General features: G+C 71.4%; 12 protein-coding genes. 4 read left to right on the forward strand and 8 right to left on the reverse strand.

Translation table 11 applies throughout. From position 1 onward, the window contains the following. Positions 1-18 precede the first annotated feature (18 nt). From ACWGST_RS13590 to ACWGST_RS13600, 3 genes are all read right to left on the reverse strand, one after another. Entirely contained in the window at positions 19-822 is an 804-nt protein-coding gene (locus tag ACWGST_RS13590; protein WP_452047202.1) for a DNA/RNA non-specific endonuclease, read from the reverse strand. Between the two features lie 93 nt (positions 823-915). Then, positions 916-1,668, reverse strand: coding sequence for a GAP family protein (locus ACWGST_RS13595; protein ID WP_452047203.1), 753 nt, complete (start codon positions 1,666-1,668; stop codon positions 916-918). Positions 1,669-1,756: 88 nt separating this feature from the next. After that, positions 1,757-2,089 carry a DMT family transporter gene (locus tag ACWGST_RS13600; RefSeq protein ID WP_375836268.1) on the reverse strand — a complete coding sequence of 111 codons (333 nt, stop codon included), beginning with the start codon at positions 2,087-2,089 and terminating at the stop codon, positions 1,757-1,759. A gap of 51 nt (positions 2,090-2,140) precedes the next feature. Between ACWGST_RS13600 and ACWGST_RS13605 the strand changes: the two genes are divergently transcribed. Next, complete coding sequence (locus ACWGST_RS13605; protein WP_452047204.1) at positions 2,141-3,988, forward strand: cation:proton antiporter; 1,848 nt, start codon at positions 2,141-2,143, stop codon at positions 3,986-3,988. 59 nt (positions 3,989-4,047) lie between these two features. Here ACWGST_RS13605 and ACWGST_RS13610 read toward each other — a convergent pair whose 3' ends face one another. Genes ACWGST_RS13610 through ACWGST_RS13620 form a run of 3 tightly spaced genes read right to left on the reverse strand, consistent with a single transcriptional unit; the run spans position 4,048 to position 7,466 of the window. Next, complete coding sequence (locus tag ACWGST_RS13610) at positions 4,048-4,602, reverse strand: TetR/AcrR family transcriptional regulator (protein WP_452047205.1); 555 nt, start codon at positions 4,600-4,602, stop codon at positions 4,048-4,050. A 45-nt stretch (positions 4,603-4,647) separates the two neighbouring features. Then, a complete protein-coding gene (locus ACWGST_RS13615; protein WP_452047206.1) occupies positions 4,648-6,732 on the reverse strand; it encodes a YhgE/Pip family protein in 2,085 nt (694 codons plus the stop codon). Beyond that, positions 6,732-7,466 (reverse strand): ATP-binding cassette domain-containing protein, encoded by a 735-nt coding sequence (locus ACWGST_RS13620; protein ID WP_452047207.1) that lies wholly within the window; start codon positions 7,464-7,466, stop codon positions 6,732-6,734. The genes ACWGST_RS13615 and ACWGST_RS13620 overlap by 1 nt, the downstream gene beginning before the upstream one ends. A 213-nt stretch (positions 7,467-7,679) precedes the next feature. Between ACWGST_RS13620 and ACWGST_RS13625 the strand changes: the two genes are divergently transcribed. Continuing rightward, positions 7,680-9,113 carry a pyridoxal phosphate-dependent decarboxylase family protein gene (locus ACWGST_RS13625; RefSeq protein ID WP_452047208.1) on the forward strand — a complete coding sequence of 478 codons (1,434 nt, stop codon included), beginning with the start codon at positions 7,680-7,682 and terminating at the stop codon, positions 9,111-9,113. Positions 9,114-9,360: 247 nt separating this feature from the next. Here the strand turns inward: ACWGST_RS13625 and ACWGST_RS13630 are convergent, their stop codons facing one another. Continuing rightward, positions 9,361-10,293 (reverse strand): BadF/BadG/BcrA/BcrD ATPase family protein, encoded by a 933-nt coding sequence (locus tag ACWGST_RS13630; RefSeq protein ID WP_452047209.1) that lies wholly within the window; start codon positions 10,291-10,293, stop codon positions 9,361-9,363. 55 nt (positions 10,294-10,348) lie between these two features. Further along, entirely contained in the window at positions 10,349-11,461 is a 1,113-nt protein-coding gene (locus ACWGST_RS13635) for a phospholipase D-like domain-containing protein (RefSeq protein ID WP_452047210.1), read from the reverse strand. A gap of 124 nt (positions 11,462-11,585) precedes the next feature. Between ACWGST_RS13635 and ACWGST_RS13640 the strand changes: the two genes are divergently transcribed. Together ACWGST_RS13640 and ACWGST_RS13645 are read left to right on the forward strand one after the other, a co-directional pair. Further along, entirely contained in the window at positions 11,586-12,470 is an 885-nt protein-coding gene (locus ACWGST_RS13640; protein ID WP_452047211.1) for a carbohydrate kinase family protein, read from the forward strand. Between the two features lie 152 nt (positions 12,471-12,622). After that, positions 12,623-14,027: DUF222 domain-containing protein (locus ACWGST_RS13645; RefSeq protein ID WP_452047212.1), on the forward strand; the 1,405-nt coding region annotated here is incomplete at its 3' end.

The following is a 14,027-nucleotide window of genomic DNA, read 5'->3' on the forward strand; positions in this document are numbered from 1 at the left end:
CACTCACGGCGTGCGCCGTCAGACCACGATGTCGTCGGATGCTTCGAGCCGCCGCCACCCGCGGGCCGCGAGCGTCGGCGGCAGCACGTCGGCCGCGACGAGCTCGGGCATCACGAGCCCGGTCAGCCCCGCGACATCCGACACCGGCACTTGGAACGTTCGGAACGGGCCGAGCGGCGGCGCCTCACCGCGAGCCGGCGGTGCGACGACCTCGCTCGTATCGACGAGCGGCGCCTGGTCGACGACGAAGGCGGTGGTCGCGAGCCGTCCGCCGGTGTTCCACGCGACGACCTTCCAGAACCGGAGCGGCACCCGGATGCCGCGATACGGCGGGTCCCCCGCGGCGAGCACGGGCGCCGTGAACACGCTGAGCCGCAGACCGTACGCCTCGGCGTGCTCGAGCACATGGTCTTCGAGGCCGAGCCACAGCTCTTTCGACTGGTTGAAGCCAGACGCCTGCGGCGCGGCATTGGGGTAGCGGAACGTCTCGGCGTTCGCGCGAGCCGCGATCTCGGGCGCACCCCACACGGGGTCGCGGCGGCGCACGAGGTGGCCGCGGTCGAAGTCGTTGCGGGCGTAGATCTCGGGGCCGGCCTGCCAGTCGGCGGGGATGCGCTCGTCGAGCCGCCAGTCGTCGCCGCGCGGCAGGTCGATGAGCGTCGGCCCGTCGACGTTGACGCCCGTGACGAGCGCGAGGCGCCTCACCGTGTCGAGCACGACCGAGAAGTGAAGGTACTCGAGCTCGACGGATGCCTCGGCGTCTGCCTCACCCGTTCGCGGCATCGGAGCCGGAACCCCGAGGAACTGCGCATCGAATCCCATGCCCGCATTCGAACACGACCCGCCGACATGCGGCGCGCCGCGGCAAGCGCCGCGGCAAGCGCCGCGGCAAGCACTGCGGCGAGCGCCTCGGCGCTACAGGATCGAGTCGAAGAGCTGCAGCTCGACCGCGGCCGCCCGGGCGAGCAGGAATCCGATGATGCCGACGATCCATCCGGTCGCCTCGGCGGCGTTCTTCTCCATCCAGGCACCGAGCCGTGCAAGGGGCCGCTCCATCGCCCGTGCCGCGACGATGCGGAGGCCGAGCAGCACGAGCGCCGGCAGCACCATGACGACGCAGTAGCCCACGAGCACGAGAAGCCGGGTGACGGCGTCGAACTCCGACGTCGAGAGCAAGCCGATGCCCACGAGATACGGCAGCATCGAGGCGACCTCGACGGCCGCTGCGGCGACCGCGAGACCCATGAGCGGCAGCAGGCCGCGCGCCTCCGCACCCACGTCGGTGACCGCACGCTCACGCCACCGCGCGAAGCGGCCGGGACCCGTCTGCTTGCGCTTGCCTCCGATGAAGAACGAACCGATGAGCATGCCCGCGCCGACGATGAGCTGCGCCCAGAGGAACCCGGGAGTCGCAGCGAGCGTCATGAGCTGCGGGAGCGCGGTGGCGGCGATCGTCAGCAGCACGATGCCGATGAGGAGGTAGAAGCCGGCGACTGTCGCGAGGTAGATGAGGATGCGACCGGGCCGCAGGCGGCCGGGCGCCAGGAGCAGCCAGGTCGGGATGAGCAGGGTGCCGAAGCTCGTCGAGTCGACGAGCGCCAGCAGCGCGAGCGCGCCGAGAAGGGCGGGGCCGGTGAGGGCGGCCCCGCTCAGTAGGTCCAGGTCCATGCGTCCAGCCTGTCGGATGTCGCGAGCCGGCGAATCCACCGTGTGGTGGATCCCCCGCATGGTGGAGGTCGGTTCGCGGGGACGCTGATCAGGCGTGCGCGGCGGGCGCGGCGAAGACGTTCAGCACGATCACGCCCGCGATGATCAGGCCGATGCCGAACAGCTTCGGCATCGTGAGGCTCTCGCCGAGGAACAGCACGCCGATCGCCGCGATCGCCGCGGTGCCGACGCCCGACCAGATCGCGTAGACCATGCCGATCTCGAGCTCGCGCACCGCTTGCGCGAGCATCGCGAACGAGACCCCGTATGCCGCGAGCACGCCGACCGTCCACCACGGCTTCGTGAAGCCCTCGGTCTTGCCGATGAAGCTCGTCGCCGCGACCTCGAAGACGATCGCGAGGGTGAGGAACAGCCAGGCCATGCCCCGACACTAATGCAGCGGTGCGCGCGAGAATCGCGCGAGAATGCTCGAATGGACCTGCTCCTCGCCGGTGTGCTCGCACTGCTCGCGATCGCGGCGGCAACCGCCGTGGCGCCGAAGCTCGGCGTCGCCGCGCCGCTGCTGCTCGTGTTCGTCGGCCTCGGCGTCGCCCTGCTGCCGGCCGTGCCGGAGTTCGAGATCGACCCCGAGTGGATCATCGCCGGCGTTCTGCCGCCGCTGCTCTATTCGGCCGCGGTCTCGATGCCCGCGATGGAGTTCCGCCGAGACTTCGGCGCGATCAGCGGCCTCTCGGTCGCCCTCGTGGTGATCACCGCGGTGCTGCTCGGGCTGGTGTTCGCGTGGCTCATCCCGGGCCTCGGCCTCGCGTGGGGCATCGCCCTCGGCGCCATCGTCAGCCCCACCGACGCCGTCGCGACGTCGATCGTGAAGCGCCTCGGCGTCTCCCCGCGGGTCGTGGCGATGCTCGAGGGCGAGAGCCTGCTCAACGACGCGAGCGCGCTCGTGCTGCTTCGTGCGGCGATCGCGGGCGCCGCGGCATCCGTCTCGCTCTGGGGCGTCGCGGGCTCATTCGTGTACTCGATCGCCGTCGCCGCCGTCATCGGCGTGGCCGTCGGCTGGGTCAACCTGCGGGTGCGCGCGCGCATCGCCAACCCGACGGTCAACACCGTGATCTCGTTCACGATGCCGTTCCTCGCTTCGATCCCGGCCGAGCACCTCGGTGCTTCGGGCCTCGTCGCCGCCGTGGTCGCGGGGCTCATCACCGGCCGCGGGGCGGCGCGCTACCTCAGCCCGCAGCACCGCCTCTCGGACGCGCAGAACTGGCGCACGATCGAGCTCGTGCTCGAGGGCGCGGTCTTCCTCGTGATGGGGCTCGAGCTCACCGCGATCGTCGCCGACGTCGAGGCCGCGCACGCCGGCGTCTGGGCGGCGGTCGGGCTCGCGGCGATCGCGCTCGTCGCCACGGTGCTCATTCGCGCGGCGTTCGTCGCGCCGTTGCTCGGCGCCCTCGCGCGCAAGGCGCGCCGTGCCGCGAAGTTCAAGGGCGTGCTCGCCGATCGCGTAGACGGCGGCACAGCCGCCTTCGCCGACGCCCGCAGCACGCGCACCACGCGCACCGCGCGCACCACGCGCACCACCAGAGCTTCGCAGACACCGGATGCCGCGGACCCTCCGAAACCCGATCGCCGCCGCGGCCCGGTGCCGTCGCCCGCGACCGCAGAACGCTTCCGCACGATGCTGCGCCGCCGCGTGGCCGACATCGACTACTTCCTCGCCCAGCCGCTGGGATGGCGCGAGGGCACGATCGTGGTCTGGGCCGGCATGCGCGGCGTCGTCACGCTCGCGGCAGCGCAGACGCTGCCCCACGAGACCCCGAGTCGTTCGCTGCTCGTGTTCATCGCGTTCCTCGTCGCGTTCGGATCGCTGCTCGTGCAGGGCGGCACGCTGCCGTGGCTCGTGCGCCGGCTCGTGCCCGAGCGCGACCCCGGCGAGAGCGCCGCCGAGCAGCGCGAACTGCGGCAGATGCTGCGGGCCGCGGCCATGGACGAGATCGCCGACACCGACGACCCGGCCCTGCGCTCGCTCGCCGAGCGCATGCGGGCGGCGTGGCAGCTCTCGAACGACGAGGGCGCGAGCGAGCCGGATGCCGCGGCGGAATCGGAGGCCGGAACGCCCGGCGCGCCCGGCCCTGCACCGGGGCGCCGCGTCGACCCCGAGCTCGTGCGCGTGCTGCGGCTGCGCATGATCGAGGCCGAGCGCACCGCGCTGCTCGACGCACGCGACGACGGCATGTTCAGCGCCGCGGCCCTCAGCGCCGCACTCGAAGATCTCGACGCCGAGCAGATCAGCGTCGAGCTGAAGGGTTCTGAGAGCGACTGACGGTCGGCCAGCAGCTCGGATTCCAGATGAATCTCGCGGCAGGATGCGGCGTGACGCCCTCAGCGCACGCGCAGCGTCGCGAGGATCGCGGCGGCGACCTCGTCGCGGCTCCGTTCGGGCTCGAAGACGAGCCACTCGAGCCCCGACATGAGCACCGCCCCGAAGACGCCCGACGCCATGATGCTGCTGCGTCCGGCCGCGGCATCCGTCTCGTCGATCGCCTCGGCGAAGACGGCGAGCGCTTCGTGCCGGAGTGCGAACAGGGTCTCTTGCCACGCCCGATCGGTACGGAAGATCTCCGACGCCATGAGCCTCGCGAGCGCGGAGTTCTCGGCGACGATGTCGAGCAGCCGGATGACGAGCGCGTCGACCGCGTCCCACCCGCGCAGCTCGCCCTTCGCGCTGCGGAGGGACTCGGCGAGCGCACCGACCCCCTCCTGCAGCATGGCCTCGAAGAGCTGGTCCTTCGAGCTGAAGTTGTAGTAGAGACTGCCCTTGGCGACGCCGGCGAGCTCGGCGACCTCGTCCATCGTCGTGCCGGTGATGCCCTTGGTGGCCGCCAGCTCGAGCGCAGCATCGAGGATGGCGCGCTTCGTGGTGTTCGCGCGTGCCATGGTGTCTCCTCGTCGTTCGCTCGGGCCGGCGGTCGGGCCGGCCGGTTAGATCGCCAGCTCGGGGTGCAGGCGGCTGACGCTCCACATGCGCTGCCGGCCGGCGCTCCAGGCGCTGATCGCGAGCGAGCCCACGAGGATGCCGGCCAGCACGAGCACCGAAAGCCACAGTCTAGAGTCCACGCCGCCGGTGATGAGCTCGCGCAGGCCGCTCACCACGTAGGACGCGGGCATGTACGGATGCAGCCACTGGAAGAAGGCCGGCGTCGTCTCGACGGGGTAGGTGCCGCCCGACGAGCTGAGTTGCAGCATGAGCAGCACGAGGCTCACCACCCGGCCCGCCGCGGTGCCGAGCACGATGATGAACATCTGCTGCAGGGCGAGGAACGCGAGCGTCACGAGATAGATGAACGCCGAGGTGCCGAGCCAGTACACCGGTTCGAGGCCGATGCCGTAGACCAGCACGAGCACCATGATCACGACCTGGCCGAGGCCGATCGCCATCGCGGGGAGGAACCCGGTCATGACGGCGCGGAGGCCCGTGGCCGAGGCGGCGAGCGCCCGGGTCGGCAGCGCGCGCAGGATGAGCCACGTGATCAGCCCGCCGACGAAGGTCGCGAGGGCGATGAAGAACGGGGCGAAGCCCTCGCCGAAGCTCTTCGACTCGTTCTGCCAGCTCTCGTCGAGCTGCACGGGGGCGGCCATGACGTCGGCCTTCGCCTCGATGTCGGCGGAGCTGAGCTGCGGCGCCGCTGCGGCGCCCTCGCTGAGCTTGTCCGCGAGGGTGCGGCTGCCGTCGGAGAGCTGCATCGCACCCGAGGCGAGGGCGGTGCCGCCGTCGGCGAGCCGGCCGGTGCCGCTCACGAGGTCGTCGGTGCCCGAGCTGAGCCGGTCCGCACCGCTCGCGATGGTTCGGGCTCCGGATGCCGCTTCGCCCGACTTGGTCGAGAGGGTCGACGCGCCATCGCTCACCTGGGCGGCGCCGGCCGCGAGCTCGGCGGCCTTCGGCGCTCCGGCGGAGAGCCCGGCGGAGAGCTGGTCGACGGCGTCGGCGTACTGGCTGCTGAGGCCCGCGTATCCCTGCACGGTCGGCAGTGCTGCCTGCGCCGCGCCGTCGACGCCGGCGGCGATCGCCTGGATCTCGGCGAGACGCGCGGTCACGTCGACCGTGGCGCCCTGCTCGCCGGCGAGATCGGCCTCGAGGCTCGCGATCTTCTCCGAGAGCAGGGCGGTGCCCTGCGTGAGTTCGCCGGTCTTCGTCGCGATCCCGCTCGCGCCGTCGGCGAGGCCGTGCGCCTTCTGGGCGAGCACGGCGGAGCCGTTCGCGGCGTCGGCCACCTTGCCCGAGAGCTCGGCCGCACCGTTCGACACCTGCGTCGCCCCTGCCGAGAGGGTGCCGGCGCCCGAAGCGAGCTGCTGGAGGCCGTCGGCGAGGGTGCCGGTGCCGTCGGCGAGCTGCACGGCACCCGCATCGAGGGTGTCGGCGCCGCTCGCGAGGTCGCCCAGGCCGACGACGAGACGGCCGGCGCCGTCGTTCGCGGTCGTGAGGCCGTCGGCGAGGGTCGTCGCCCCATCGGCCGCGGAACGGATGCCCGCGCCGGCGTCGCCCAGCCCGATGAGCGTCGCGTCCGCGGTCTGCCGTCCGACCTGTTCGGCCACGGTGTCGCGCAGCTGGATCATGGCCTGCTTGCCGAGCGTGGAGGCGAGGAAGCTGTTGGAGTCGTTGTAGTCGACCTCGACGGTCGCGGGCTTCGGGTCGTCGGAGCCGACGGAGACGGCGCTGGCCGAGAAGTCGGCCGGGATCGTCACGGCGAAGTAGTAGTCGCCGTCGGTCACGCCCGTCGTGGCGTCGGCGGCATCCGTCACACGCCAGTCGAGGTCGTTCCGGCTGGTGAGCTCATCGACGAGGTCGTCGCCCGCGGTGATCACCTCGCCGTCGCGGCTCGCGCCGGCGTCTTCGTTCACGAGGGCGACGGGGAGGTTCTTCAGCTCGTCGGTCGGCGCCCAGAACGCCCAGAGGTACAGCGCGCCGTAGATGAGCGGGATGAAGAGGAGCACGACGAGCGCGATCTTGGGCAGCGTGCCCTTGCCGAAGCGGCGGAGCTCCGTGCCGGAGGAGAGGAAGGCGAACATCAGGCGTGCTCCAGGACGAGGTCGATGGCGTCATCGGGGTCGGCGGGGGCCGGACCCTCGGGCGCGATGGTGGTGAGGTCGAAAGCGAGCGGGGCGATGCCGAGCTCGTTCCAGATGGCGGTGTCGGGCGCGGCGGCGGAGGCTACGACGACGGTGCCGGCCCGGGTGATCGCGTCGAGGCGCTGCCACAGCACGCGCCGGGCCGCGGGCGACTGCACCTGCTCGATCTGGTCGAAGAAGAGCACCTCGGGCTCGCTCATCATCGCGAGCGCGATGCGCAGCAGCACGGTCTGCACCTCGTCGAGGTCCCAGATGACGGTGTCGGTCGACGGCAGCGGCACCTCGCCGAACACCGGGGCGAGCACACGACGGAGCTCAGCGTCGTCGGTTCGGCGCACGATCGCCCACCAGGGCGCGAGCCACGCGGCGCGCTCGCGAACGGCGGCGCCGACCGTCACCGACTCCTCGAGCGTGTCGATGCCCTGGAACCCGGCGATCGCGGTCGCGCGCTGCACGGGTCGGGCACGGCGGGGCAGCTCGTAGCCGAGCACCTCCGCGGTGCCACTCGAAGGCTTCATGCGCCCGGCGAGCGTGAGCAGCAGGCACGTGCGGCCGCTGCCGGCAGGGCCGTGCAGCACGGTGAGGCCGCGGTCGGCGACGAGGTTCACGGGGCCGTAGACGGGGCCGCGCTTGGAGTGGAGGGCGAGTTGATGCGCCCGCACGATGATCGACACTTGCATCCTTCGTATTTGTACTGACTAGTCAGTCTAGTTCCGTAACGCGGAATCGACAACCCGATAGCAACCATTGCGTTCACGCCCGGCGCTTCGCATTGATCAGGCGCCCCACGCAGCTTTCATGACATTTCTTTGCGAAGCAGCGGCAGTATGTGAAAATTTCCGTGGCCCACCGGCGTCCCGGCGCGGCCGAATCGAAAGGGCATCCGGATGCAGCGCACTCAACCCGACAGCGACGACGCGAGCTCGCACCGCGCGCCCGCGACCCGCATGCACTCCACCTCCGACGAGACCGCGCGACTCGTCGACCTCGTGCTCGCGTACTCGCGCCGCCGCATGCTGAGCGATGACACCCCCCTCGACAAGCCCGAGACCGAGACCGAGCTGCGCCGCCTCGCGGGTCGCACTATCGACGAGCAGGGCCTCGGCGCAGAGCGCGCCCTCGCGCTCTTCGAGCACGTGCTCGCCCCCGCGTGCATCACGACCGACCACCCGCAATACCTCTCGTTCATTCCGACCGCACCGACGAAGGCCGCGACGGCCTTCGACCTCGTCGTGTCGGCGAGCGCGCTCTACGGCGGCTCCTGGCTCGAGGGAGCGGGCGCCGTGTACGCCGAGAACGAGGTGCTGTCGTGGCTCGGCCGCGAGTTCGGTCTGCCCGCCGGCTCGGGCGGCGTGTTCGTGCAGGGCGGCACGCTCGGCAACCTCTCTGCGCTCGTCGCGGCCCGCGAGGCCGCTCGCGATCGGTTGAGCGACGGCGCAGCGGATGCCGCGGTGCCCGCGCCGCCCGGCGGCCGCTGGAAGATCGTGTGCAGCGCCGAGGCGCACTCCTCGATCGCCTCGGCGGCCCGCGTGATGGACGTCGACGTGGTGCCGGTCGCACCCGCCGCCGACGGCGTGCTGCGGGGCGACGACGTTCGTGCGGCGCTCGAGCAGCACGGGGCATCCGTCTTCGCGGTCGTCGCCACGGCTGGTTCGACGAACTTCGGCATCGTCGACGACCTCGCCTCGATCGCGGCGTTGAAGGCCGAGTTCGAGTTCTGGTTCCACGTCGACGGAGCGTACGGCCTCGCCGGCATGCTCTCGCCGCTCGCCCGGCACCGCTTCGCCGGTGTCGAGCACGCCGACTCGGTGATCGTCGATCCGCACAAGTGGCTGTTCGCGCCGTTCGACGCGTGCGCGCTGATCTACCGCGACCCCGAGCAGGGGCGCCGGGCGCACACGCAGCACGCCGAGTACCTCGACACGCTCACCGAGGGCGAGGGCTGGAGCCCGTCGGACTACGCCGCGCACCTCACGCGCCGGGCGCGCGGGCTGCCACTGTGGTTCTCGCTCGCGACGTACGGCGGCACCGCGTACCGCGAGGCGATCTCGAGCTCGATCGCCCTCGCACAGCGCATCGCCGATGAGATCGCGTCTCGCGAGGGGTTCACCCTCGTGCGCTCACCGCAGTTGTCGGTCGTCGTGTTCGAACGCGACGGCTGGACGAAGGCCGACTACGACGCGTGGTCGACGCGTCTGCTCGAAGAGCAGCGCGCGTTCGTGACGCCGAGCTCGCACGCCGGCCGGCCGAACACGCGCTTCGCGATCGTCAACCCGAACACGACGTTCGAGCACCTCGTGGCGATCCTCGACACGATGTAGCGCTTCGACACCCCGGTGGTCGAGTAGGCCGCCCGCACCCCGGTGGTCGAGTAGGCCGCCCGCACCCCGGTGGTCGAGTAGGCCGCCCGCACCCCGGCGGTCGAGTAGGCCGCCCGCACCCCGGCGGTCGAGTAGGCCGCCCGCACCCCGGTGGTCGAGTAGGCCGCCCGCACCCCGGTGGTCGAGTAGGCCGCCCGCGGCCGTATCGAGACCTCGCAACGGGTCTCGATAGGCTCGCTGGCGCTCGCTACTCGACCGACGACGTCGCGACCGCGATGTGGGCTGCGAGCGCACTCGTCGGCGCGACGTCGGCGAGTGCGGCAGCGCCGTCGAGCGGGTGCGCCTCGCCGAGCCGGATCTCGGCGCCGGGGATCTCTGCGCGGACCGCCGCGACGAATTCGCGCCCGAGCACCTCGCCGAGGAACAGCCCGCCGACTCCGCGCACCCGCGAGTCGGACACGTTCAGTTCGCCGACTCGGCGGAGACCGGCGAAGACGGATGTCGCGAGCTCGCGCGCGCCGTCGGCGACGATGCGCTCGGCGACCGCATCGCCCGCGGCGGCCGCGTCGGCGACCGCACGCGCGTACGACGCGACGCGCTGCACACGCGAGGGGTCGCCCTGCAGTTCGATGTAGGCGGCCTCGAGGTCGGGGAAGTCTGCACGCACGGCCTCGGTCAACGCCGTCGCGCTGCCTCGGCCGTCGTGGGCGCGCATGACGGCTTCGAGTCCGGCCCGGCCGAGCCAGTACCCGCTGCCCGCATCGCCCATGATGTAGCCCCATCCGTCGACTCGGGCGATGTCGGTCGCGCCGGCGGCGAGCGTCACGACGCCGGTGCCCGCTGCGACGACGACGCCCCGCTCATCGCCGAGCGCGCCGAGGTAGGCCGTGATGGAGTCGTGGGCGAGGTGCACGCTGCGAGCGCCGATCCGCGCACCGGCGGCGAGCAGGGAGCCGGCGTCGGACTCGTCGTCGGTCAGCCCCGACACCCCGAGGCCGATGCGTTCGGCCGTGCGACCCTGCTCGTGAGCCTGCTCGATGATGCGCGCGAGCTGGGGCAGCAGCGGCAGATCGGTGCGGATACCGGGAGCCGACCATTCAGCTGAGCCCGAGGCATCCGTGTGCCTGACCTTGATGCCCGACTGGCCGGCGTCGATCGCGAGGATGGTCGTCGCATTCACGGCTGCGACGCTACCAGTTCACCCGGCCCGCCCATGACCTCGTGATCGCTCCGGCTCAGGGCGCGACCGGCACCGGCGCCGAGAGGTCGTCGATGATGCGGTCGATCTCGGTGAGCGCATAGCGTGCGAGCTCGCGCTGCGCGACATCCGCCGCGCTGCCGGCCTCCTCCTCGAGGTCGCCGATCACGATGATGTTCTCATCGTTCAGGGTGTTGGCGGGCGCCGTGTAGTTGAAGCTGCCGACGATGATGAGCCGCTCGTCGATCACCATGAGCTTGTGGTGGAGCTTGCGCACGCCGGTGTTGCGGCGGTTCGCGAACAGCTCGATGTCGCCGTGGCCGAGGTCGCTCGTCGCCGCCCACTTCGCGGCGCCCTGGTCGCGGTCGAGCACGCCGCGGATGCGCGAGACGAGGGGGCGCAGACGGATCATGGTGTCGTCGATGCCCGACGACTGGGCGAAGGTGAACATCGCGAAGTCGATGCTGTCGCGAGCCTTCAGCATCTGCTTCATGATCTCCATCTCGGGGCCGTGCTGCGGGGCGAAGAGGGGCTTGACCCGCACGTCGGGCAGATCGAACTCCTTCGGCCGCGGCTCGACGCGCTCGTGCAGGTCGCCGAACGTGCCCGAGCGCATCCGCTCGAACTCGCGCAGGTACTCGGCGGCCGCGAGCTGGCCGGTCAGCACGACGACGTGGTTGAGGTTCTGGCCGGCCCCGATGCCGACCTCCTCGTTCTTGCCCGTGTCGGTGAGCGTGAAGTTGGTCGAGCCGGTGAGCACCGCGGCCCCCGGCTTGCCCGAATCGCGCACGATGAACTTCTGGTGGAAGATCTTCGGGTTCAGGTCGCTGATCACGTCGACGCGCGCCTTCAGCAGGGCGCCCATGATGACGCGGTTCTCCTCGTGCGCGCCGGTGACGCCCCACGGGTCTTCGAGCGCTTTCTCCTCGGTGAGGTAGTCGCCCTCGAGGATGACCCGCACCCGCACACCGCGGATCTTCGCCGCAAGGATCGCCTGGGCGATCGGCCGCGAGTCGATCTCCTGCACGGCGATGGCGAGGCTGTGCTCGGCGTCGTCGATGAAGTCGCGGATCGCCTGGTCGAGATCGTCGGGGCCGCCGACCGCCATCGGCCCCATGTAGAGCTCCACTCCCCCGATGCTGACCGACATGGCGCGCTCCTCTCATGAGTGATCCTCATACGCAGCGTCGACCTCACGACGCGGTGCGGCATCAGTGCCCGCCCGGAGCGACGGCGCATCGCCGCTGCGACCGCCGCCGCTACGCTGGCTGACCATGAGTGCTCCCATCGTCATCTCGGGCCCCGCCGCCTGGAACCGCATCGTCTACCTCGAGCGCCTGCCCGAGCCGGTGCCGCACATGCAATTCGCGCTCGATGACTACGAGACCGTCGGCGGCACCTCGGCGGGCAAGGCGCTCGGGCTCGCGGGCCTCGGCCGTACCGTGCTGCTGCACACCCTCCTCGGCGACGACGACGAGGGCCGGCGCGTGCAGGGTGCGCTCGAGGCATCCGGCGTCGATCTCGACGCCCTGCCCGCCGCGCGCACCGAGAGCCACCTCAACCTCATGACGCACGCGGGCGAACGCGTTTCGCTGTACCTGAGCGCTCCCGACGACCCGGGCACGCCGCCGTCGGCGGAATTGACGCAGGCGATGACGGATGCCCCGGCGATCGTGCTCGACCTCTCGGCCCGTTCGCGCGGACTCATCGACGCGGCGCGCGCCACGGGTCGGCCGATCTGGACCGACATCCACGACTACGACGGCAGCGCCGAGTTCCATAGCCCGTTCATCGACGCCGCCGACTGGATCTTCATGAACGCCGACCGCATCGGCGACGACCCGCGGCCCTTCATGCGGGAGTGCGTGCGAAGCGGGGCATCGGTCGTCGTCTGCACCCTGGGTGCGCAGGGCGCGATCGCGATCGGTCGCGACGACGGCGAGCGGATGTCGCAGACCGACGTCGCCGCCGTCCCCGTCGAGGTGCTCGACACCAACGGGGCCGGCGACGCCTTCATGGCGGGCGTGCTCGACGCCCACCTCGGCGGCGCCTCACTGGCAGAGGCACTCGAGGCGGGTGCCCGGCACGCCGCGACGGTGCTCACCACCCGGCACCTGCACCCCGTGCTCGACGGGGTGCTCGTCCCGTCGGTCGAGTAGCGAGCGAAGCGAGCGTATCGAGACCCGCCGAACCCTCCCCACTCCTCCTCCACAGGTGACTCTCGACCCCCGTTCTCCACAGCTGCATATGCAGGTCAGCGGCTATTTCCGCCGGGGCCGCAATGTCGGTGGTCGCCTGTAGCGTCGAAGACATGGAGCACCGCCTCGCCACCCGCATCGCAGAGGTCGCCGATCGTGTCGGCGACCTCCTCGATGCCGCGAGCGGGGCGTCGAACCCGGTGACGCCTCTAGCGACGGCGCCCGACCTCGAACTCCTCGCCATCGTCGCCGAGGTCGAGCGGCTCGGTCGCATGACCGACGCCCTACGCGTCCATGCGGCGGGCGAGGTCGAGCACCGGTCCCGACCTTCGCTGGGTCGCGAGGGGCTCGCCGCGAAGAAGGGGTGCACCAGCGCCGTCGAACTCCTCGAACGCCTCACTCGCGTCGCGTCGCCCACCGCGCGTGCGCGGCTCAAGCTCGGGGCGGCGGTCCGTCGAACGTCCACGCTGCTCGGCGACTCGATGCCGCCCCGCTTCGAGCAGGTCGCCGACGGCCTTCGCACCGGTGAACTCGGCATCGATTCTGCGGGCCTGATCACGAAGGCGCTCGACGCGGTGCTTGTCCGCCACGCCAACGGCGACCTCGACGGGGTGCGCGCTGCCGAACACGAACTCGTCTGTGCGGCGATCGGTGTCGCCCCCGTGGCGGGCGCCGCGGTCATGGCCCCCGCGACCGCCGCCAAGACCCGCCTGCAGGCCGCCGTGTGGTCCGAGGTCCTCGATCCCGACGGCGCCGAACCGTCGCACCGGCAGTGGGCGGCTCGCGGTTTCGAGCTCCTCCCCGCTCGCGACGGCCTCGTCCCGGTGCGTGGCGCCCTGCTGCCCGAAGTCGCGGGCATGGTGCGACGGGTATTCGATTCGATCACCAACTTCCGGCAGTCGACCGGGTTCATGCCCGTCGCTGATCCGACCGCCGCTCCAGACGCGGCCGGCGACGAGCAGCCGGAGCCCGAGGCATCCGTTCGCAGAGACCCACGCACCCGAGCCCAACGCCAGCACGACGCGATCGCGACCGTGTTCGACATCGCAGCACGGGCCGATGAGCTCCCGACGCTCGGCGGTGCGTCGCCGACGATCGTCGTCACGGTGCTCGCCGACGACTTGCGCGCCGCTCACGGCGTCGGCCACGTCGATGGCGTCGACGAACCGATCTCGATGCGAGCCGTCGAACAGCATGCGAGCGCGAACGGCATCCAGCGCGTGACGCTCACCGCCAACGGCCGGATCGTTGGCATCGGCACGACCGAGCGTTGCTTCAACCGCGCACAGCGTCGTGCCCTCGCCGCACGCGACGGCGGCTGCATCATTCCCGGGTGCGACACCCCGGCGTGGGCCACCGAGGTGCATCACGTCCTTCCCTGGTGGCATGGCGGCGCCACCCACACTGACAACGGTGTGCTGCTGAGGCTGTCGCGTGAATGTGTCGGGGGGGCGACGGGTTGCAGCGTTCCGGGGCGTGCTGGGGTCGCGGGCCGCGAGTGCTTAGGCGAGGCTGGCG

Source organism: Agromyces sp. NPDC055520 (genome assembly GCF_053619715.1).